Origin of the sequence: Brevibacillus fortis, assembly GCF_046196545.1 — a bacterium.
Lineage (GTDB): Bacteria > Bacillota > Bacilli > Brevibacillales > Brevibacillaceae > Brevibacillus > Brevibacillus fortis_A.
The window spans coordinates 1,930,215-1,951,182 of record NZ_CP176370.1 but is presented as its reverse complement, the minus strand read 5'-3'; the positions used below and the strand labels follow the sequence as shown (position 1 = coordinate 1,951,182).

Annotated in this window: 20 protein-coding genes; 4 read left to right on the top strand and 16 right to left on the bottom strand. The window is 48.2% G+C overall.

Annotated features, from left to right (window positions below):
• Positions 1–100: 100 nt before the first annotated feature.
• Positions 101–1,132, top strand: a complete 1,032-nt coding sequence (locus tag ACKKE8_RS10140; protein ID WP_409178069.1) for a superoxide dismutase — start codon at positions 101–103, stop codon at positions 1,130–1,132.
• Between the two features lie 83 nt (positions 1,133–1,215).
• On the opposite strand, the gene ACKKE8_RS10135 is transcribed toward ACKKE8_RS10140, so the two are convergent.
• Positions 1,216–2,322, bottom strand: a complete 1,107-nt coding sequence (locus ACKKE8_RS10135; RefSeq protein ID WP_409178068.1) for a peptidylprolyl isomerase — start codon at positions 2,320–2,322, stop codon at positions 1,216–1,218.
• Between the two features lie 303 nt (positions 2,323–2,625).
• On the opposite strand from ACKKE8_RS10135, the gene ACKKE8_RS10130 reads away from it, so the two are divergent.
• A complete protein-coding gene (locus tag ACKKE8_RS10130) occupies positions 2,626–3,072 on the top strand; it encodes an acetyltransferase (protein WP_409178067.1) in 447 nt (148 codons plus the stop codon).
• 270 nt (positions 3,073–3,342) lie between these two features.
• On the opposite strand, the gene ACKKE8_RS10125 is transcribed toward ACKKE8_RS10130, so the two are convergent.
• The 6 genes from ACKKE8_RS10125 to ACKKE8_RS10100 form a co-directional block, all read right to left on the bottom strand.
• Positions 3,343–3,504: a hypothetical protein gene (locus ACKKE8_RS10125; RefSeq protein WP_409178066.1), complete on the bottom strand. Its 162-nt coding sequence runs from the start codon at positions 3,502–3,504 to the stop codon at positions 3,343–3,345.
• 2 nt (positions 3,505–3,506) lie between these two features.
• Positions 3,507–4,067, bottom strand: coding sequence for a MauE/DoxX family redox-associated membrane protein (locus tag ACKKE8_RS10120; RefSeq protein WP_409178065.1), 561 nt, complete (start codon positions 4,065–4,067; stop codon positions 3,507–3,509).
• Positions 4,068–4,082: 15 nt separating this feature from the next.
• Positions 4,083–5,867 (bottom strand): ABC transporter ATP-binding protein, encoded by a 1,785-nt coding sequence (locus ACKKE8_RS10115; RefSeq protein WP_409178064.1) that lies wholly within the window; start codon positions 5,865–5,867, stop codon positions 4,083–4,085.
• Complete coding sequence (locus ACKKE8_RS10110) at positions 5,864–6,397, bottom strand: TlpA family protein disulfide reductase (RefSeq protein WP_409178063.1); 534 nt, start codon at positions 6,395–6,397, stop codon at positions 5,864–5,866. Before ACKKE8_RS10110 ends, ACKKE8_RS10115 begins: the two co-directional genes overlap by 4 nt.
• Positions 6,398–6,640: 243 nt before the next feature.
• Positions 6,641–6,955, bottom strand: a complete 315-nt coding sequence (locus tag ACKKE8_RS10105; protein ID WP_409178062.1) for a hypothetical protein — start codon at positions 6,953–6,955, stop codon at positions 6,641–6,643.
• A gap of 44 nt (positions 6,956–6,999) precedes the next feature.
• Complete coding sequence (locus tag ACKKE8_RS10100; RefSeq protein WP_409178061.1) at positions 7,000–7,896, bottom strand: PhzF family phenazine biosynthesis protein; 897 nt, start codon at positions 7,894–7,896, stop codon at positions 7,000–7,002.
• 128 nt (positions 7,897–8,024) lie between these two features.
• Between ACKKE8_RS10100 and ACKKE8_RS10095 the strand changes: the two genes are divergently transcribed.
• Positions 8,025–8,894, top strand: coding sequence for a LysR family transcriptional regulator (locus tag ACKKE8_RS10095; protein ID WP_409178060.1), 870 nt, complete (start codon positions 8,025–8,027; stop codon positions 8,892–8,894).
• A gap of 18 nt (positions 8,895–8,912) precedes the next feature.
• Complete coding sequence (locus ACKKE8_RS10090; protein WP_047071201.1) at positions 8,913–9,290, top strand: DUF3899 domain-containing protein; 378 nt, start codon at positions 8,913–8,915, stop codon at positions 9,288–9,290.
• A 50-nt stretch (positions 9,291–9,340) separates the two neighbouring features.
• Here the strand turns inward: ACKKE8_RS10090 and ACKKE8_RS10085 are convergent, their stop codons facing one another.
• From ACKKE8_RS10085 to ACKKE8_RS10045, 9 genes are all read right to left on the bottom strand, one after another.
• On the bottom strand, positions 9,341–10,291 hold the full coding sequence (locus tag ACKKE8_RS10085; protein ID WP_409178059.1) for an ABC transporter ATP-binding protein: 951 nt from the start codon (positions 10,289–10,291) through the stop codon (positions 9,341–9,343).
• Positions 10,288–11,310 (bottom strand): ABC transporter ATP-binding protein, encoded by a 1,023-nt coding sequence (locus tag ACKKE8_RS10080; protein WP_409178058.1) that lies wholly within the window; start codon positions 11,308–11,310, stop codon positions 10,288–10,290. Before ACKKE8_RS10080 ends, ACKKE8_RS10085 begins: the two co-directional genes overlap by 4 nt.
• Positions 11,311–11,330: 20 nt before the next feature.
• The gene (locus ACKKE8_RS10075) at positions 11,331–12,266 is read right to left on the bottom strand and encodes an ABC transporter permease (protein ID WP_409179089.1); all 936 of its coding nucleotides are present in this window, start codon (positions 12,264–12,266) and stop codon (positions 11,331–11,333) included.
• A gap of 9 nt (positions 12,267–12,275) precedes the next feature.
• Complete coding sequence (locus ACKKE8_RS10070) at positions 12,276–13,208, bottom strand: ABC transporter permease (protein WP_409178057.1); 933 nt, start codon at positions 13,206–13,208, stop codon at positions 12,276–12,278.
• Positions 13,209–13,223: 15 nt separating this feature from the next.
• Positions 13,224–14,657, bottom strand: coding sequence for a dipeptidase PepV (gene pepV / locus ACKKE8_RS10065; protein ID WP_409178056.1), 1,434 nt, complete (start codon positions 14,655–14,657; stop codon positions 13,224–13,226).
• Positions 14,654–16,729 carry a sigma-54 interaction domain-containing protein gene (locus ACKKE8_RS10060; protein ID WP_409178055.1) on the bottom strand — a complete coding sequence of 692 codons (2,076 nt, stop codon included), beginning with the start codon at positions 16,727–16,729 and terminating at the stop codon, positions 14,654–14,656. The genes pepV and ACKKE8_RS10060 overlap by 4 nt, the downstream gene beginning before the upstream one ends.
• A gap of 75 nt (positions 16,730–16,804) precedes the next feature.
• Entirely contained in the window at positions 16,805–18,475 is a 1,671-nt protein-coding gene (locus ACKKE8_RS10055) for a peptide ABC transporter substrate-binding protein (protein WP_409178054.1), read from the bottom strand.
• Between the two features lie 79 nt (positions 18,476–18,554).
• Positions 18,555–19,580: an asparaginase gene (locus ACKKE8_RS10050; protein ID WP_409178053.1), complete on the bottom strand. Its 1,026-nt coding sequence runs from the start codon at positions 19,578–19,580 to the stop codon at positions 18,555–18,557.
• A gap of 279 nt (positions 19,581–19,859) precedes the next feature.
• Positions 19,860–20,828, bottom strand: a complete 969-nt coding sequence (locus ACKKE8_RS10045) for a GDP-mannose 4,6-dehydratase (RefSeq protein ID WP_409178052.1) — start codon at positions 20,826–20,828, stop codon at positions 19,860–19,862.
• Positions 20,829–20,968: the final 140 nt, after the last annotated feature.

The following is a 20,968-nucleotide window of genomic DNA, read 5'->3' as shown; positions in this document are numbered from 1 at the left end:
TGCCGAGATGAAATTTCTTGTACTCCGCAAATGTCGCACCTTCTCTAGGCGCCTTTCATAATGTGGGGAGAGATGATGTGCCCATGAGGAGGAGAATCTTTTGGTAGAAGAAGCCAAGAATTTGCTAAATTGGAGCCAATGGGGCCGACAATGGATCGAGCATTTGCGAAGACATAAGACCCTCAACCGAGAACTCGAACGGCATCTGCACAAATTCGAAGAAACATTTACACTGATCGGAAGGCAAGCATCGAAGCTTGATTCGACAAAAGAAAGCAACGAACTCCCTGCCCTCATCACTCGCGCAGAACAGGTGCAGGAGCAATTCCATCACTTTTTACGACTGGCTCAGTTGAGTGAAGATGAGCATCTGGAAGGAGAAGTGAGTGAACCTGCTCAGGAAACAATGAATGCACAGCCAGCGGTGGCGGAAGAAGTACAAGTGCCTGTAGTGCCAGAACCCGTTTCCTATCCCGGTGAACGCGAGCCAGTCCGTGCGGCACGCCCCGTGGCTGTCGGTCGACATACCCTCCCCCCGCTCCCTTATGGCTACAACGCTTTGGAGCCGTACATCGATGAAGCTACCATGCAAATTCATCACAACAGGCTACACCAAAAGTATGTAGACGATCTCAATACAGCAGAGCGAAAGCTAGCAGAGGCACGAGAAAGTGGCAACTTCGATCTCATACGCCATTGGGAACGTGAGCTAGCCTTTAATGGGGCCGGTCATTACTTGCATACGATCTTTTGGCCAGCCATGAGTCCAAATGGGGGTGGCACTCCCTCTGGTGATCTCGCAGCGGCAATCAATCGGTATTTCGGTTCGTATGAAGCCTTTAAGAGACAATTTAGTCAGGCGGCAGAAAAGGTAGAAGGTCCTGGGTGGGCGATCCTCGTTTGGTCCCCGCGCGCACATCATCTGGAGATTCTTACAGCCGAAAAGCACCAGAACCTGTCACAATGGGATGTGATTCCGCTACTGGCTCTGGATGTATGGGAGCATGCCTATTTTCTGGCGTATCAAAACCAGCGAAACAAGTATGTAGAGAACTGGTGGAATATCGTCAACTGGCCCTATGTGGAAGAGCGATTCGAGAAAGCACGAAAACTGCGCTGGGAGCCGTATTGACTTGGATCTCCCCTCCATTGACAAACCCCCTCGTCATCCCAAATGTCAGGAATGAGAGGGGGTTTTTGCTTTGCTGGCGATACTTATTCGTTATACGGGACAAATTCGATCTTTTGCACCTTAATCGGATTTTGAATGGGCTTGGCATTCTCATCTGTTTTCTGGGCAGCGATCTTGTCTACGACTTCCATCCCGGCAAATACATGACCAAAAACAGTGTGGCGATTGTCGAGGTAAGCACGTCCGCCAATTTCTTTATACTTCGCTTCTGCGTTCAACGGCAGCGCCGACAAATCGAGGTACTCCTGATCTACCTTGGGGCTTTGTACAATGTAGAAATGCGTGCTGTTCGTATTAGGTCCAGCGTTCCCCATACTGAGCGCTCCTCTCAAATTGAACAGATCCCGGCTAAACTCGTCCTCAAACGACTCTCCGTAAATACTCGGCAGCTCCTTGCCATCCGGCCCTTTCAAATCTCCCGCCTGAATCATGAAATCGTTGATCACACGGTGAAAAATCATATTGTTGTATTGCCCTTTTTTCGCGAGTGTTTTAAAGTTTTCCACCGCTTTTGGAGCTTTGTTCGGGAACAGTCTCAACTTTATCACACCGGCATCAGTCGTGATGACGCATACTTCTTCGCCTTTGCGCGGCTTCTCCAACTGAATCAGCTTCACATCTGACACATCGATGCCAGAGTCCTGCCAAATGACACCCCACGCCTTCCAGTTTACCGGGTCTGTCCCGAGTCTGGCCAAGCCGAGATAATCCGTTTTTTCAATGGCCTTGTTATCCGCGGTATACCCTACGTATTTGAATTTCACAATCGCGCGGTAGTTATTGTAAGCATCCTCCTTCGTGACGGTGTACAGCTTGTCTACTTTTGCTTCGATCACCTGAATGTTTTTATATTGTGCCAATCCTTGCATGTAGGCTTTCATCGCAAAATTCGTCAAGGAGTCATCTGCTACCAGCTTTGCTACCTCAGCAGGATTGGATCGTTGCTTCACTAAGGACGCGATGAAATCATTCACTTCCTGCTTATCTCCACCATGTGGGCGGAACTGGTTGACCTGAGCTTCGTTACGATAATCATGAATAGCGTTTGCAGAAGCATGTTGGACAAAAGTCGGACTCAGTAACGGGATCGCAATACTTGCAACGACTGCCAAAGAAACGAGTTTTTTCATTTTTTCTGCCCCCACCAATTAGAAGATTGTTCCATAAAGACAGTATAGCTCAATCTGTAAATTGATGTCTGAAATATTTTAAAATTCTGCTAAAACTATATAATCATAAGGAGGGTTTTCGGGGTGCATAGCGGAGTTGTGACGAGGCAGGATTTCCTTCCCACTTCCCTCTTATCAATCGTCAGATTATTCTGGGAGGATAGAAAAGCTGTGAACATGATAGGAAAGTTCCTGGCGACTCTATATAATATGCTCTCAAGAGCGCTCTTTTTTGTTTGTTACTTTGAATCGGGAGGTTTCATGATGAATACCAAAACTGTAGTTTATGAAGCCAGCTATCGTGATCAACTAGTAGATATTTGGTATCGTGCCGTTTGCCGTACTCACCATTTTTTGACGAAAGAAGATATTGAGTTTTATAAACACATGGTAAAAAATGAAGCACTATCTGCCGTTGAGGTATGGATGGAAATAAACGAAAAGAAAGAGCCTGTAGGCTTTATTGGCCTAGATGGAACGAAAATCGAAATGCTGTTCGTTGATCCAGAATACCATGGGAAAGGGATTGGCAGCAGATTACTCGAACATGCGGAACGAAAGTATGGCCCTCATTTGAAAGTAGATGTCAACGAGCAAAACGAAGGGGCTCACGCCTTCTACAAATGGTATGGGTTTGTGCAAACAGGACGATCTGAACTAGATGGTTCGGGAAGGCCGTTTCCTTTGCTTCATTTAGATTTACTACGTTAATTTTCGGTTTTTCAAAAAACAAGACTGTCTCCTGTAGTAGAATTCTCTACTTTGAGACAGTCTTGCTCTACTTATGTGTCTTAAAAACTACCAAGGGCATTCACACAAAGGGCCATTTCTTACGCATCCTTTTTGGCATCCTGCAAATGCACTTGCTCCGAGCTTTTGAAGTAATTTCTTAAACATGCTTATCACCCCTTTTTACATAAATTGTATCCACAGGAATATAATACAATGTTTATATGGAAATTGAAAGCGTTTTCTTAAATTTCAAGAATTAATATTTTTGTCGCTCTTCCTACTATATTCTTCTGCTGCTTCCATTTTGTTAATGAACGTCCCGACCACCTTTAATACTTGAAACAAGACGACCAAAATTGCGATGACCGTCAACCATAATACCCCGAACCCAATCACCCAGCCTGTAGACATGTTCATCCCTGCCTTTTTCGCAAAATATGTTGGAACGTACTGATTTCTCCGCTAATAGCCATGAGCAGTGAGATGCACACACTCGAAAAGAAGATAGCGATTACCCCGTTGGTGATTTCGAATCTACCGGACATTACATACTGGTCAACACTCGCCCAGCCCCCGCTCCATTGCCCTACATAGACGGCCAGACTGATGAAAACGAGGTTACGCAAAACAAGCTTCCACGATAAAAAATGGTTTCCCGCCATTCCGCCGCATCCGCAAGAAATCTTCTTTCTGCCTCTTGCTAGATTGATACTGATCGCGAGTGTGTACGCCCCTAGCAACAAAATCGCCAGGGACAGTCCCAGCGTTGTAAAAAGACCTATCAGCAAGGAAACCGCTACGGTGGCTTGCAACCCCAGATCCAGATGCGTAAAGCTTTTTGACCACGAGTAGGGTATGATCTGATAGGCTCGCACAATGGACAAATGCGTGCCCATATCCCTTATTTTTGAGACAAACGTGCTAAGAAATAAAAAAGCGAGAATCAACCGAAACAGCAGACCAAACTCTTCCATAACACCCCTCCTTCGTTACGCAAACCATTTCGCCTGCATACGGTACATACGCGAATATTCTCCGTTTGCATCCATTAACTCATCATGATGCCCCACTTCGATCAGCTGACCTTGCTTCATGACAAAAATCCGATCCGCCATTCGTGCTGCAGCCATCCGATGGGAAATAAAAATCGCCGTCTTGTTCTGTGTGAGGGCATCAAACTGCTGAAATACTTCCAGCTCTGCTTGCGGATCAAGTGCCGCCGTAGGCTCGTCCAGAATAAAAATCTCTCCTCTTCTGTATAAAGCCCGCGCCAACGCGATCTTCTGCCATTGTCCACCTGACAGGTCTTCACCATCCTGTAGCGTCCGACCCAATATCGTATCGTATCCACTGGGAAGCTTGCGAATAAAGGTATCAGCCCCTGTTTCAACCGCTACTTGCCTCATCTGCGCGGGATTGATTTCCTGCGTCACTCTCCCAATGGTGATGTTCTCTCCAGCAGTGAAATTGTAACGAATGAAGTCTTGGAAAATGACCGTGATATTTCGTTGCAGGTCGGAAATATCGAGCTCATGAATCGACTGATTATCAAACAGAATATTCCCCGAATGAACTGGATAAAGCCCCATCAAGCATTTGACGAGCGTCGTTTTTCCAGAGCCATTATCGCCAACAATCGCAATACGCTCCCCTGGCTTGATCGTAAAGGAAACTTCATTGATCACATTGCGCTCCATTTTGGGATAGCAAAACGACACCCGATCAAACGTAATACCAAATTGCAGCTTGGTGGGAAACTCCGCTTTGCCAGTGAGCTGCGGAATCGTTTTATCCTCGTATTCCAGAAAATCAAACAGATCAGCGATGTACAAGCATCTGTTAACGATATGTGCGAGGTTAAAGGTCATGAGCGAAAGCAACTGCTGCGTATTCTGTACCGCTTGTGCAATGGCTACAAAATCCCCTACTTTCAAGGCGCTCGCACGAAGCAGCGATACGACTAATCCCAAGCAGCCAATATACATCGAGGAGGTAAAAATTCCTGAGAGAATCAGTGCTTTTTCCCTGCGGTGGAGCAGACGAAGTACCTCTTTCATGTTTTTTAAATACAGGCGAGACCATCTGCCTAGCAAAAAGTCCTTTAGTTGAAACAGTCGGACCTCTTTGGAGCTGTCGCGCTCATTTAGGATCGAGCTGATGTAAGAGGCTTCGCGAATCTCTGGCGTCTGGAGCCTTGCGAGAAAGTATTCCGACATACCAAATTTGATTTGGACAATTAACAGCGGGATCACGGCCAGCAAGCTCATCACAGCCAATCCCCAGTGAATGCTAAGCAAAAACACCGCATAGGAAATCAGAGTAATCAGATTTTTCCCAAGATCCAATACCCTTTCCACAGGGTCCAAAAAGCGTTCCCCCATAGCCTCTGCCCGGATACGATGGTGGTGGTTGTAAAATTCCGGATCATCGAAATAAGAGAGCGGAACAGATGCTGCTTTCTTTGCTACCAAATGCTCCAAATGATATTCCAGTCGTTGCTCCGTATGGGCATCTAGAATGCGCAAGACCGTTTCCAACGCATTGGTCACCAGTGTCACAGAAAACAATCCTGCGAGTAGCCAAAGCAATGGCTGGTAATCATCCGTCTGGTCCAGTGCAATGGCTGTAACCTCGTTCACCATTTCTTTCATGATCCAGATTGATGCTAATGGGGAAAATGCCAGGATGATTCTGAGGGCAATGGAACATATGAGCCATAGCTTGCCATGCTGCCAAATCAATCGAACGGTTTTAATGAAATAGGAGCGAGTCATGCTGGTTCACCTGCTAGCGCCAGGAGCTTCTTTTTGGTTTCCACGGCGGTTATTGGCTTGGCACGAATGACGTTCTGTTCGTCGATTACGAAAATGCTAGGGAAATGATTGATCTGGTAGGTTTTCAGCATGGGTTCGTTGCCGATCAAGACAGGGATGCCAGATATGTTGTTTTCTCGTAGCCATTGGGAAGTGGATATGTGCTCGGATTCTGTTGAGATGATAACGGATGCATCTGTGAGCACCCTTCCCTCGGACAATAGTTCGTGCACATGATTGGCACAATGCCCGCAGCCTGTATGGGTGAAGTTTACGATCAGTGGGCGGGGCAGATGATTTAGTTGTTGCTCTTGACCGCTTAGCGTGCGGAAAGGTAGTGATTGTAGTTTGGTGCCGATTGCTGGTCCTGTTTCAGGGATGAATGGGTGGAAGTGATGGACCTGTCTCTGGGTTTGTTTTAATAGGGTAAGAAGTTTTGCCAGTATGAAGGCAAAGATAAGTAGAAAGATTGTGTTTATGGCTATGAGCAAATCTATCGATCCCCTTCCATGCGACTCGAGATAATACGAGAGGCGTAACATATTTTTACAGAGAAAATACCATAATATTCTAATTTTGTCATTGATTTATATTTCAAATGTGTCTATTGGTAGAAAAGATTTTACGCTTAACCCCCCTCAGACAAAGGACTTCCCAAAACACATAAGAAAACTCCAAACCAGTAGTTAATTACTAGTTTGGAGTTCAACTTTTTATTCATGATGCACTTCTATCTATTTCTCTTTATACGAAAATTTTTCTGGATTCTTTGCATAGTCGCTAGATAAAACACAATCATTTGTTTCAAATGACACTCTCACTTTTCCAGTTGCATTAACACCAAATTGACAATAGCCACTTGACCAATCTAATACTCCACCCAGATGATATAGATATTCTTCATAATCTAAAGTGTCTCCCCAGCTTTTCTTGAACGTAACAAAGTCATTTGCATTAGGCCGGTATACGGAAACTTCTAATCGACCTGTAAAATCAACTTGATCAAATAAATTGCCTGTAACATCAAGTTCCTTTCTAATTTTATTCACTTATTTCTTCATTATTAAAGAACGTCTTCCTTCTAGATCGTAATTTAAACCCTCATCTGCCCCGCAATCGTCAAATGCGCCTCACCTGCTACGCGAATAACAGGCTCTTCACCAGAGCGATCGACCGTTACATACAGCTTTCCTGGCCGATCAATCGCATGCCCTTGCCCTACGACAAGGTGTGTCACTTTTCCAGCAGGCAGCAACTCTTCCAACGCCAAATAGCCAGCCAGTGCCCCGTTTGCAGCACCCGTTACGGGATCTTCCGCAATCCCGATCGCAGGTGCAAAATCCCTCGTGTACAAGTCATAGCCTTCAGGAGCATCCCACGTAAACAAATGGGTGGTTGTAATGCTATGTTCCCTGTTCATTTCTGCGAGCGAAGAGAACAATGGCTGCGCTGCATCAATCGCCTGACGGGTGCGGACTGGAACGAGCAGATGCATATTGCCAGTGGAAGCGAGCTTCATCGGATAGCGATCGTCCAAATCAGCCAATGTTAGGCCAACCAACCTCGCTACCTCTTCTCTGTCTAAATCGATCTCCTTCACAGAAGGCTTGATTTGGGTCATTTCCACTCGCTGTAACTGACCATCCTCCATCACCAATTGAACAGGAATCAACCCGACGTTTGTCTCAAACACGATACGGCTACCCTTCTCCAACCATCCGCGTTCTGTTGCCAATAGCCAAGCAGAACCCACTGTCGCATGGCCGCAGAAGTCGATCTCAACCGAAGGAGAAAAGTAGCGAATACGAAAATCTGCTTCTGGATGGTCGGACGGCATCAAAAAGGCAGACTCAGGAAGATTCAACTCATTGGCAATTTTCTGCATTTGGTGTAAAGTCAAAGTACCTGCTTCCGGGATAACGCCTGCGGGATTGCCTGCAAACGGCTCTCTCGTAAAGGCGTCCACATGGTATACGCTCACATGATTCATGGTTAATTTCTCTCCTTTTGTTAAACGAATGCTTCTCTTGCTTTTCATCTTAAAGTGATGCAACCGCGCTGTAAAATGAAGCTTTCGCATGCCAACCATGATAAAAACTTCATGAAAGGAGGAGCGCCATGACTTTGTTTCAAATGGAAGTCCTTGTGGCTGTCACCAACACTGGCAATTTCACGCGAGCAGGAGAACAAATCGGTTTGAGCCAGTCGGGTGTAAGTCATACCATCGGCGCACTGGAGAAAGAGCTCGGCATTTCCTTGTTTACCCGCAATCGCAGTGGGGTTAAGCTGACCGCAGCTGGCGAAAAAATCGTCGCCTCTGCCCGGACCATATTGGAAAACGTCTCACTGATTAAACAGGTGGCTGCCGAATCAAGTGGGCTAACGGAGGCAACGCTCCGGATTGCTTCTTTTCCCAGCGTAACTGCTCAGCTCCTTCCAAAATTGCTAAAGTCGATAGAAAGTTACTATCCGCATATGCAAACAAAGCTATATGAAGGAAGCTATCAAGAAATAAAAGAATGGATTCGCTCGGGGGTTGTCGATGTCGGTTTTCATGTGTGGCCCGATGACGAGCTAGAGGGAATCCTGCTGACTACAGACGCCCTGCATGCTGTCGTGCCAACCAATCATCCTCTAGCAAAAGAGCACTCTCTCACCCTGGAGCAATTAGCCCGCGAATCGTTTCTCATGCCCATGGCGGGTTGTGACTTGTTGATTGGCGCGGAGTTTGCCAAGGCTGGGCTTACACCAAATGTTTCCTATGAAATCGCTGATAATACAACGATATTGGCCATGGTAGAAAGCGGTATTGGGGTGACAGTCGTTCCGTCACTGACTCTACCATCGCAACTACCCGATGTCGCTGTCATAGAAATCACGCCTCCTCTCTCTCGGCAAATCGGCTTGGCTGTACGTTCGCTTCGTGAAGCCCCACCTGCCGTTCAAGCTTTTTTGCGGGAAGCAGAGCGCATTGCACCCACACTATAAAAAGGACGTGCTTCTTCGTTGAAAAAATGGCTCATTCTCCTACTTGCTCTCTCCGTGATCAGCAGTGTGATTTTAGGAATTACCATTCAAGCCGGTACGTTGGTGCCATTGATAAATCAGAGCTTTTTAATCGGTCTTTTCCTGTTGATCGCAGGGAGTATTGCCGTCGTGACACGCTCTGGATTTTTTACTATTTTTCTGCGTGGATTCAAGCAGTTGAAAGGGATGTTCTTTCGCAAACCTCGCATGATGGACAGTGACATCGTTCAAGCAAACGACCCTGCTTTCGAGGAAAAGAAGGAGTCGTTCGTGCGAATCGGAACCTCGCTTTTTCTCACGTCGGGAACTGGACTAATTGTCTTCTCAATCGTCCTTACCTGTTTCTACTATTTATAATCTCACAAGAAAGGGCTGTCCCACTGATTGGGAACAGCCCTTCTTCTCTCCTACGACTCTATCAAATGACAAGCCACCCAATGCCCGGGTTGGGCCTCCTGCCACTTCGGCACTTCTTCCGCACAGCGAGGTTGTACGAGTGGGCAGCGTGTACGAAAACCGCAACCACTCGGCTTGTTGGCTGGACTCGGCAAATCTCCCTGCAAAACGATACGCTCTCGCTTCACCGTCGGGTCAGGCACTGGCACAGAAGAGAGCAAAGCCTGCGTATAAGGGTGCAACGGACGCGCGTACAGCTCATAGCTCGGTGCAAGCTCGACCATTTTGCCCAAATACATGACGCCAATCCGGTTGGAAATATGTTTGACCATGGACAGATCATGCGCGATGAACAAATAGGTCAATCCGCGATCATGCTGCAAATCCTCCAATAAATTGACGACCTGCGCTTGAATCGAGACGTCAAGTGCGGAGATCGGCTCATCAGCAATGATAAATTCCGGCTCTACCGCCAACGCCCGCGCGATTCCGATCCGTTGGCGCTGTCCCCCACTGAATTCATGTGGAAAACGCTGCGCATGATCCTTATGCAAGCCAACTAGATGGAGCAGTTCCGCCACACGCTCTCGTCTCATCCCGCGATTCAGATGATGGATGTCCAAGCCCTCTGCAATGATATCCTCCACGGTCATACGCGGGTTCAGACTTGCTTGCGGGTCCTGGAAAATCATCTGGGCATCCCGATTGAACTGGCCCGCTTCTTTTCCCCGAAGCTGATGAACATTCTTCCCTTTGAACAGCACTTCACCATCTGTATGGTCATACAGACGAATAATGGTCCGGCCTAGCGTAGACTTCCCGCAGCCACTTTCGCCTACCAGACCGAACGTCTCCCCTTTGTTGATCGTAAACGAAACACCATCGACTGCTTTCAAATCAAATCCCGTTCCAAGCGAAAAATACTTCTTCAAATCGCGAACATCAAGCAAAGCCTCTGTCATACTCCCTGCCTCCCTGCTGCCACCAGCTCCTCTATTCGCGGTGCCCGTGGATCGTGGAGCCAGCAAGCTGCCTGATGTCCACGCCCGAATTCGCTCGTCACGGGCATCTGCTGTTCGCATATCTCCATCGCAAAATCACAGCGGGCAGCAAACGGACAGCCGACTGGCGGATTGAACAAATCTGGAGGACTGCCTTCGATGGGAATCAACCGTTGCTTTTCGCCTTCATCCAGACGAGGGAGGGAGCGCATCAGTCCCCATGTATACGGGTGACGTGGATTCGCAAAAACGTCCTCAACCGTCCCAGTCTCTACCACCATCCCCGCATACATGACAACCATACGATGAGCGATCTCGGCTACGACTCCCAAATCATGGGTAATAATCACGACCGATAACTCCTGTTCCTCTTGCAGTCTCTTGAGCAAATCCAAAATTTGCGCCTGAATCGTCACATCCAGTGCTGTCGTCGGCTCATCAGCAATCACCAGCTTGGGCTGGCAAGCAAGAGCAATCGCAATGACCACACGCTGACGCATCCCTCCGCTAAATTGGTGCGGGTACTGATCGATTCGCTTTTCCGGATCAGGAATTCCTACGAGTGAAAGCATCTCGATCGCTCGCTTTCTCGCTTCCTCTCTCGATACTTGATGACTGCGAACGAACCCCTCTACGATTTGTGTCCCTACCTTCATCGTCGGATTGAGTGCTGTCATCGGGTCTTGAAACACCATGCCAATCTGCGTGCCGCGAATACCCAAAAGCTCTTTTTTGGGCAGGTGACTGATTTGGGCTCCTTCAAATACAACCTTTCCCCCGACGATTTTTCCAGGTGGATTGGGGATTAATCCCATAATAGCTTGAGCCGTAACGCTCTTGCCACATCCACTCTCCCCAACGATGGCAACCGTCTCGCCCTTGTCCACGTAAAAGGACACTCCCCGCACGGCTTGAACCTCGCCACCATACGTCTTAAAATTTACCCGCAAGTTATCGATTGTCAGCAAATGCTGATTCATCCTCATTCCCCCTGTCGTCTCTAATCGCGTAGACGCGGATCAAGTGCATCCTGCAAACCGTCGCCGAATACGTTGAAGGCGAACATCGTCAGCGAGATCATCAATGCTGGGAAAAACAGTCGCCACCAATCGCCCGTCAAAATAACGCCCAAGCCATCGTTTGTCATCGTCCCCCAACTGGCGACGGGAGCTTGTACACCAAGTCCAAGAAAGCTGAGAAAAGATTCCGCAAAAATCGCCGATGGAATCGTAAAGGTCAAATTGACGATAATGACGCCAAATGTGTTGGGAATCAGGTGCTTTAGCAAAATTCTTGAAAACTTCGCTCCAAGCACTTGGGCAGCCAGAATGAACTCTTGATTTTTCAATTGCAGGATTTGTCCGCGCACCAACCGCGCCATACCGACCCAACCCGTAGCAGACAGGGCAATAATAATCGTCAGCATTCCTGGCTCCATCACGACCATGAGCAAAATGACGACCAGCAAATACGGCAGCCCATACAAAACCTCGATAATACGCATGATGATCGTATCGATGCGATCCCCTCGTTTGCCTCGTCCTGCCATATAACCTGCAATGCCCCCGACTGTCACTCCGATGATCAGGTCGATGAATGCCGCGACAATGCCAATCGTCAAAGAAATCCTCGCCCCATACCACGTACGGGCAAACATGTCACGTCCCAGCTCATCTGTACCGAACCAATGCTCTGCGGAGATTTCCTGATTTTTGGTCAACAAGCTCTGGTCGGAATAACTATACGGCACGAGATTCGGTCCAATGATCGCCATGCCAACCAAAGCGAGAATAATGAACAGCCCGAGCATAGCCAGCTTGTTTTTCAGCAGCTTCCGAATGACCTGCTGCCCATTGCTGAGACTGGGTCGTGCAATGACATTCGCCTGCGTATTTTTCGCCAACGGGCTAAATAACGGGTCCACTTTGTGCTCCATCGCCACAGTTTATCTCTCCTTGTTGGTCAGCTTGATCCGCGGGTCAATCAGGGTGTATGCGATATCAATCAGGAAAATGGTAAAAATCAGAATCGCACTGTAAAAAATAGTCGTACCCAAAATGACCGGATAGTCACGGTTGAAAATGCCGTCTACGAAATACTTGCCAATGCCGGGAATCGCAAAGATTTTCTCCACGACAAAGGTTCCCGTTATCAAATTGGCAATCAAAGGTCCGAGAAAGGTGACAACAGGCAGAATCGCATTGCGAATGCCATGTCTGACGACGATGATAAACATGGGAATCCCCTTTGCCTCTGCTGTTCGAATGTAGTTCTGGTTCATCACTTCAATCATGCTGGCACGCATGTAGCGGGTAATGACCGCAACTGGACCAAAGGCGAGCGCCAGTGAAGGCAGTATCGTATGCATCCAGGTACCCCATGTCGCAACGGGAAAGAGCGGCAGCTTGATCGCGAAAAAATTGATTAAAAGCGGTGCCATAATGAAGCTCGGAATCGCTACCCCTAATACGGCAAGTGCCATGGCAACGTAGTCCAGCCATTTGTTGCGATTGAGCGCTGCGATGATACCTAACGAAATTCCGAAAAGGAGTGCGATCCCGATCGCTTGTGCACCCAACCAGGCAGATGCAGCAAAGCCATCGGAAATCATGTCATTGACTCCACGAGAGTCTGATTTGATGGATGGGCCCAAGTCGAGCATTACCAGATTTTTCAGATATAAAACGTATTGAACAGGCAATGGTTCGTCCAGGTTGTATTTGGCACGTAAATTATTGAGAATTTGCTCTGGCAGCTGATCCGACTCGGAGGCAAACGGGTTCCCCGGAATGGCATGCATCAAGGCAAACGTCAGCGTCACGATAATCCACAGGGTGACGAACATCATCAAAATACGTTTTACCAGATAGTTTGACATAGAAGTCCTCCTCGTTTACTTAGCCAGCTCGTAAATGGCATGCGCATAAATCGCCATGGCACGCAGCAGGTCGTCAATCTCGGCATATTCATCAGTCAGATGGGCCATGGATTCCTTCCCTGGAAAGAGTGGGCCGAAAGCAACCCCATACGGCATGATTTTGGCGTAGGTAGCTCCTCCTGAGGAAAGAAGGGTCGCTGGCTCTCCTGTGTGCTCCTCGTACACCCGCGACAAGGTTTGGATCACAGGATGATCTTTGGGTACATAATGCGACTTGGATGTCCGCAAAGCGGAAATCGTCCAGCCCAGCTCTGCTGTCCTTTGCTTCAATTTCTCAACGTATTCCTCACAGGAAACAGTCGCTGGATAGCGTATATTGAGCCGAACTGTCCCCCCTTCGCTTGAATCGTAACGCAAAATCCCCGCGTTGACCGTCAGCTTGCCTGACACTTCATCCTCGCAAGCCATATGTAGATGGTGAGCAAAATAATCTTCATGCAGGACGTCAGACAACATTGTAAGAAAGGACAAGCAGGAGCCACCAAACGGGTACGAGCGCAAAAAAGTAGCCAACAAGGTTCCCGCATTCACGCCCTTGAATGGCGCCATCCCATGAGCCGGCTTTCCTGCGAGCGTGAATTGCAACTGTCCCAGCCCTACCAGTTCCATACGACCAGTTGTGTGGTTTTCATTCAGAAACATTTCCCACTCTTCCGCCAATCGAGAAAGGACGACCTCCTGCCGTGCCTGGGAGTCCAGTCTTACAAGAGCGACTGCTTTTTCGGGAACACTGTTGCCTTGATCACCAGAGACAAATGACGCTAACTGCCATGCTCCAATCCATTCATTTGCTTCCATCACTGGAATCGTCAATGTCGGGTTGATCTGTCCCTTCTCTGCATGTGTCATCGGGAAAGAGGAATCAGGTGAAAAGCCAATCGGCGGGATGCGATCATGCAGGGCAAAATGCTTCATGCACAGCCAGCCGCTCTCTTCATCTGTTCCGATGATCATTCGCACTCGTTTTGTCAGTGACAAGCCTGAATCCTTGACCAGCTTCAACGCATAGTACGCAGCCATCGCTGGGCCTTTGTCGTCAATCGCTCCTCGCGCATAGATGCGACCATCGCGAATGCTCGGTTCAAAAGGCGGGGTCGTCCAACCTTCTCCCACAGTGACAACATCGATATGAACGAGCACGCCGACCTCTTCTTCCCCGCTGCCGAACTCGATTGTCCCTGCGTAACCATCCAGGTTTTTGATCTGGAAGCCATCCAGCTCACCGCGTGCGAGCATTGCTTCAAGCGCCGCGGCAACACCTTCGCCAAATGGCTTTCCTTCTTTTGACGTCGCCATATCCTCGATGCTGTTAATGGAAAGAAAGGATTTCAAATCATCCAGGTACTGCTCTCTTTGCAGAAGCGCTTGCTGCCGCCAGTAATCGCTCATATGCATTCCCCTGCTTTCATCCGATGTAGATAGGCAAGAAACGATTCACCTTTCGAGGAAATCTGACTCCCTTGTCTTCCTTTTCCCACTTGAATCAGCTCATCCTGCTGCAAAAGCTTCAGGCGATAGCGCAGCTGTTGTAAGGTAACCGAGTGGCCTCTTTCTTGCAACTGCGCAAGTAGCGTATAGCGTCCTCCGCTTCCTTGCCCCAGCTCCTGCAAAATAGCCGTGATTTCATCCAGAAATCCTCTTTTTTTATATTCAGTGACGATGATTTCACATTCGTTGTTCAGGCCATCTACAGGCAACGGCGCTTCCGGTATTTCCCGCAGAAACGGCAAATGATACGGATACGCTTCATCCTCCACGACATGCGCTAAATACTCGATTACATTTTCGAGCTCGCGAATATTTCCAGGCCAATCGTACTCATGGAGCGCCCGCATTGCTTCATTGGTTAACGTAAACGGTGGGCGGCGCAAATCATAGGAATATTTCTTTATAAATTGATGGGCCAACCAAGGGATATCCTCCCGTCTGTTTCGCAGCGGCGGCAAATGAATCGGCAAGATATTCAGGCGATAATACAAATCAGCACGGAAGGCTCCTTCCGCAATCATCCGCTGCAAATCTTGATTCGTTGCTGCGATGACACGAATATCTGTCGGGATGATATTGCTGCCGCCTACTCGCATAATCTGGCGTTCTTGCAATACACGCAGCAGGCGGTTTTGAATAGCTGCGCTGGCATCTCCGATCTCGTCAAGAAAAATGGTCCCTTTGTGAGCCAATTCAAACCAGCCGATATGTCCACCTTTACGTGCTCCAGTAAAAGCCCCTTCTTCATAGCCGAACAGCTCGCTTTCCAAAAGAGATTCCGATATGGCAGCGAAGTTTACCCCGACAAACGGCTCTCTTCTGCGTGGCGAAGCATTGTGGATAGCCTGGGCGAGCAATTCCTTCCCTGTCCCTGTTTCTCCCAACAACAGCACAGTGGAGTTGCTTCTTGCGATTTTGCGGGCAATCTGAATCACTTTTTGTACAGGCGCGCTCTCCCCATAGAAATCATCAAATTGGTATTTAGCTACCAATCCTTTGCTGTAAAGGCGCATGCGATAATCATGCTCCAGCTTTTCGATTTCTGCAGCCTGACGAAACAAAAGCAGACTCCCGAGAAAGATTCCTTCCATGACGATGTGCATTTTGCGGAAAAAGTAGGTTTTGTTCGCCCAATCTACCAAAACATCCTTGTTCTCTTCACACTGCCGGATCAACTGATAAAAATTCGTAGGCAAGCAATTGGACGCCCGCTCACCGACGACTTCATTCCCTTCCATCTGCAACGTATCGATTGCTTTCTGATTGACAAAACGGATGTTTTCTTTTTCATCCATGGCAATCACCGCGTCCTCGATCCGATTGACGATGGCCTCCAAATATTTGCTCAACAGATGCGCATGCTGAATCTCGTTGTTCAGCTCTTTGGTGATATCGACCAACGATTGCATGGCGCGTGCGGTCACCTTTTGAAAATTGCCGTTTTTAAAATGAGAGTAGATGGCAAGCCACGTAGATAAATCGATGATCCGATACCCGATATCGACAACCTTGCGAATATGCGGGGGGACATGCTCTGCCTCTCCTGGCGTTACAGCAATCTCGATGTCAGGTGGATAGTCAGCACCTGGATAGTAGGGATACAGTTCAAAATCCATTCCAGAGGCACGCAGCAATTCCACATTTTCTTCAGCCGTCTCCTTGGTGTCACTGACGAGAAGCACTTTCACGCCTTTCGGAATCTCCAGCATGCCGCGCAAATTATGATACGGCAGCATTCGCTTGGCAATGATGATGCTGGATTCTTTTGGCACATACGGTTGTACAAGTGGGACGATGCTTTTAGTGGATACAATGACGAGAGCACCGGGCGTGATCGGGCGTAATGGAAGCTGGTCGACTCGCATCGCCTCGACATGGATATCATCGCCGATTCCCAATTCATGATATTGACTAACGACAGACTGTAGAAACTCATCCATTCTCGCAATAAATATGATCGATTTTTTGTCCATATCAGCCGCTCCAAGATGTAAAGTGAAGACAAGAACGTTTCGAATATTCGCTCTTGTCTTCGCTTATTTTACTTATTACTTATTGCCGATTTCTACCCATTTGTAGTCAATCGTGCCGACTGGATGGCGAACGATGCCTTTTATGTTTGGCTGCTCCATAAATACTTTTGTCCCGAAATAGATAGGTACGAGTGGCATATCATCCATGAAAATCTTCTCGGCGTCATGCATGAGCTTGAAGCGCTCGGGTTCGTCGGCAGTGTTGCGAATCTTCTCGACCAGTGCGTCATACTCTTTGTTGCTGTAATTGATACGGTTTCCAGGATGGTCAGTCACGAACAGCTCAAGGTAATTGACCGGGTCTCCGTAGTCGGCAGGGATCGTCGAACGGGAGAATTGAAGAGTGCGGGCACGCTGTTCTGCCAGGAATACTTTCCACTCTTTGTTTTCCAGCTTGACATCTACCCCGAGATTTTTCTTGTACATTTCCTGCAAAACTTGCGCGATGGCCTTGTGTGCATCACTGGTGTTATACGTCATGGTGACTGGCGGGAGGGTTGTCCAGCCTTCTTCTTCCATCCCTTTTTTCAGCAGTGCTTTTGCTTGTTCTACATCATTATCCTTGAAGAAGTCTCCGCCTTTTGTACGGAAATCTGCTCCATCTGGCTCCGGGAAGCCCAATGGCACGTGAGCCATAGCAGGTGTCTGTTTCCCTTGCACGACATTGTCGATCAAGGTCTTGCGATCGATGGCCAGCGCAAATGCTTTCCGAATGTTGGCGTTAGTGAATGGAGGCATAGTGGTGTTCATCCGGTAGTAGTAGATGGATGCTTCCGTTTCTACCTTTGCTTCTCCAGAATCAATCAACTGTTTCTTCATATCGTTAGGAACGGTCTGGATCATGTCGAGCTGACCTGTTTTGTACATTTGGAATTGCGTATTTTCATCGTTGACCATGACAAACTCGATTCCCGCATATTTGATCGAATCACGGTCCCAGTAGCCGTCGTTTTTCACCAGCTTCACCGATTGATCATGAACCCAGTCTTCCATTTTGAACGGTCCATTCGTCACGATGCTCGCAGCGCCTTCCGCCCATTTCGGATTGCTCTCCACGACTTTTTTATTCACCGGGAAGAAGGTCGGCTGCGTCAGGATGTGAAGGAAGTAACCTGTTGGCGCCTTCAGCTTTACCTCAAACGTCTTCTCGTCTACGGCTTTTACCTGTACGCCGTCTGCATTTCCTGTTCCTTTGTTGAACGCTTCTGCTCCATCGATGTAATAGGCGAGGAAAGCAGACGGGAATGCATTGTTCGGATCGACAATGCGCTTAAACGCAAACTCGAAGTCCTGCGCTGTCACTGGTTCACCATTTGACCATTTGCTATCGCGCAGTGTAAAGGTATACGTTTTCCCATCCTCACTCACTGCCCATTTCTCGGCCATGGCTGCTTGTGGCTTGTGATCCTTGTCCAGTCGAACCAAGCCCTCCATTGTGGCATTCAACACTTCGTTTGAAGTACTGTCAAAGCCTTTTGGCGGATCCAGCGAAGGTGGTTCGGTCTTTAGATTGAGCTTGAGTTTTGCAGCGACATTTGCTTGTCCACCTGTATCTGTGGACGCTTGACCTGCTGTACCTCCCCCTGCTGGCTGTGTCGGCGTTGCTGACTGACTACAACCTGTAATGGCAAGGACAGTGACAAGTGCAGCGGTACTAAGCAGTTTCCATCCTTTTCGCATGTTCATTGCATGTGACCCCCTTTTCTTTTTAAACAACAATTAGCTTTGTTGCTTTATGAATAAACGGCACTACTGGGAATGCCATTTATACACGTAAAGAAAAATCTGTCTTGGCGAGACGAAAGGAAGTCTCGATCCGTCCAACAACGTTACCACTCATGTTTGTAATAGGCGGGTTGGTATATTCCGCGAGCGTATCCAAAGGACCGTCCATGCCGATTCCCAGTTGACGAAGCACTTCATTGACGACCGGATTGATCGCCCGTGGTCCTCCATCCTCGATTTTGATGGCAATGCCCCATCCTGTTTCTCTATCTCCCAGGCAATACACCGATTCGGCGCCTGCCTTCCCTACGATACGACCACCAAAGGCTGTCATGAGGTCTGTGCAATATCGATTCTCGCCTCCGACCATTTCGGGATGAGTGGTCATGGCATCCGTAATACGCTGAACGGCTTTTCGGCGCTCGGGGTTCTCGATCACCTCTGGTCTCGCCAACTTGGCGAATGCCCACGCGTAATGGGCGAGCGGCAATTGATACACGGGAACCCCACATCCATCTGTCCCGAGGTTGATCTTGTCTTTGGGGTAGCCTGTTATGTCCTCGACTACTTCGAGAATCCGCTGTTGTACTGGATGCGTAGGCAAATGATAGGTAGTCACATCCTCCCCCATATGCGTCGCGGTGGCAATCATGCCGGAGTGCTTACCGGAGCAATTCGAGAATACGGGTGTAAGCGGCTTGCCCTCCCGAATCAGCTGTTTGTAGCTCTCTTCATGACGTGGCACATGTGTACCGCATTGCAACGACGCTTCTGGCTGACCCGCTCGCGTAAGCATGGAGAGCGCCCTTGTGCGATGGCGTGGCTCTCCACTGTGAGAAGCGCAACAGAGCGAAAGATCAGCCGGCTCAAAACCATACCGATCTGCCGTCCCCGTCTCGATTACCGGAATCGTCTGCAACGGCTTCATACTGGAGCGTGCATATGTAAGGCGATGGGGATCACCGTACGCATAGAGCAATGTCCCCTGCGAATCAACGACTGCGATATGTCCGAGATGTGAGCTCTCTACCTGTTCTCCCCGGTATACGTTGGCAACGACGTTCATAGCAAGTCTCCTTTGAGTGTGAATAGTAGAATGTTTGTACTTTTGTACAGAAAGCAATTAGCGTGCCAACGCAAGAACATGACAGTCAATATTGAATTTTCTGCTATTTTACACATGAGTAACGGGACAAAAATAACGAACAACACGATAAATAAGTCAGCCTATAAATAACAATAGGTTGTCCTTTTGGAAAATTAGGCTACCTTTATAATCAAATAAAAGAAAAACACCCCTTTTTATCCCGCAATCGGGAATAGGGTGCCCTGAATAACCTTCCTCTTATTGTTTGGCAACGCGCTGCATATCCGCTTCGACCATTATATGAATGAGCTCTTCCAGCTTCGTTTTCGGTGTCCAGCCGAGCTCTCTTTTCGCTTTTTCCGGATTGCCCAACAAAATGTCCACTTCTGCTGGCCGATATAACTCCGGGTCAATCACGACGTAATCTAAGTAGTTCAACCCAACATAATCGAAGGCGATTTTGCACATCTCTTCCACCGTCGAAGTTTTTCCTGTCGCAATGACATAATCATCCGGTTTATCCTGCTGGAGCATCAGCCACATCGCTTCTACGAAATCGCCAGCAAAGCCCCAATCCCGCTTCGCCTGAATATTCCCCAGCCGCAGTTCCGTTTGCTTGTTCGCGGCAATTCTTGCGACTGCATGCGTCACTTTCCTCGTAACGAATTCCAGCCCACGCAAAGGTGATTCATGATTGAATAAAATACCGTTGGTGCTAAACATCTGAAAGCTTTCCCGATAGTTTTTGGTCATCCAGTAGCCAAACAGCTTGGAGACTGCATATGGGCTTCTGGGGTAAAAAGGCGTTTGCTCTGATTGCTGTGGCTCCTGGATTAATCCATACAGCTCACTTGATGAAGCCTGATACATTTTGATGCCGGGGTCCGTTTCCCGAATCGCCTCCAGAACATGCAGGACACCCATTCCAGTTACTTGCGCGGTCAAAATAGGCTGTTCCCACGACGAACCGACAAAGCTCTGCGCACCTAAATGATACACTTCCGCTGGTTTACATGCCTTCAGCGCACGCATTAACGACGACACATCCAATAGATCGCCGTCCTTGTACTCGACGTGATCTGCGATGTTCAAATACTCCAGTCGCCACCTGTCCACCGTGCTCCGGCGTGGTACCAGTCCTACAACATGGTACCCCTTCTCAAGCAAAAATTTTGCCAGGTAGGCTCCGTCCTGACCTGTGATTCCTGTAAGGAAAGCTGTTTTCATCCGCTTCTACTCCCCTTCTTCAGGCTGTGCCGTAATGTGCAATCCGATTGTTCCCTTGCATATCTCTTAAGCTTATGCCGGATTATGCTCATACGTTCAGTTTAACGAGTTTCGTTAGGTCAAGAATGGAAGCACATCAT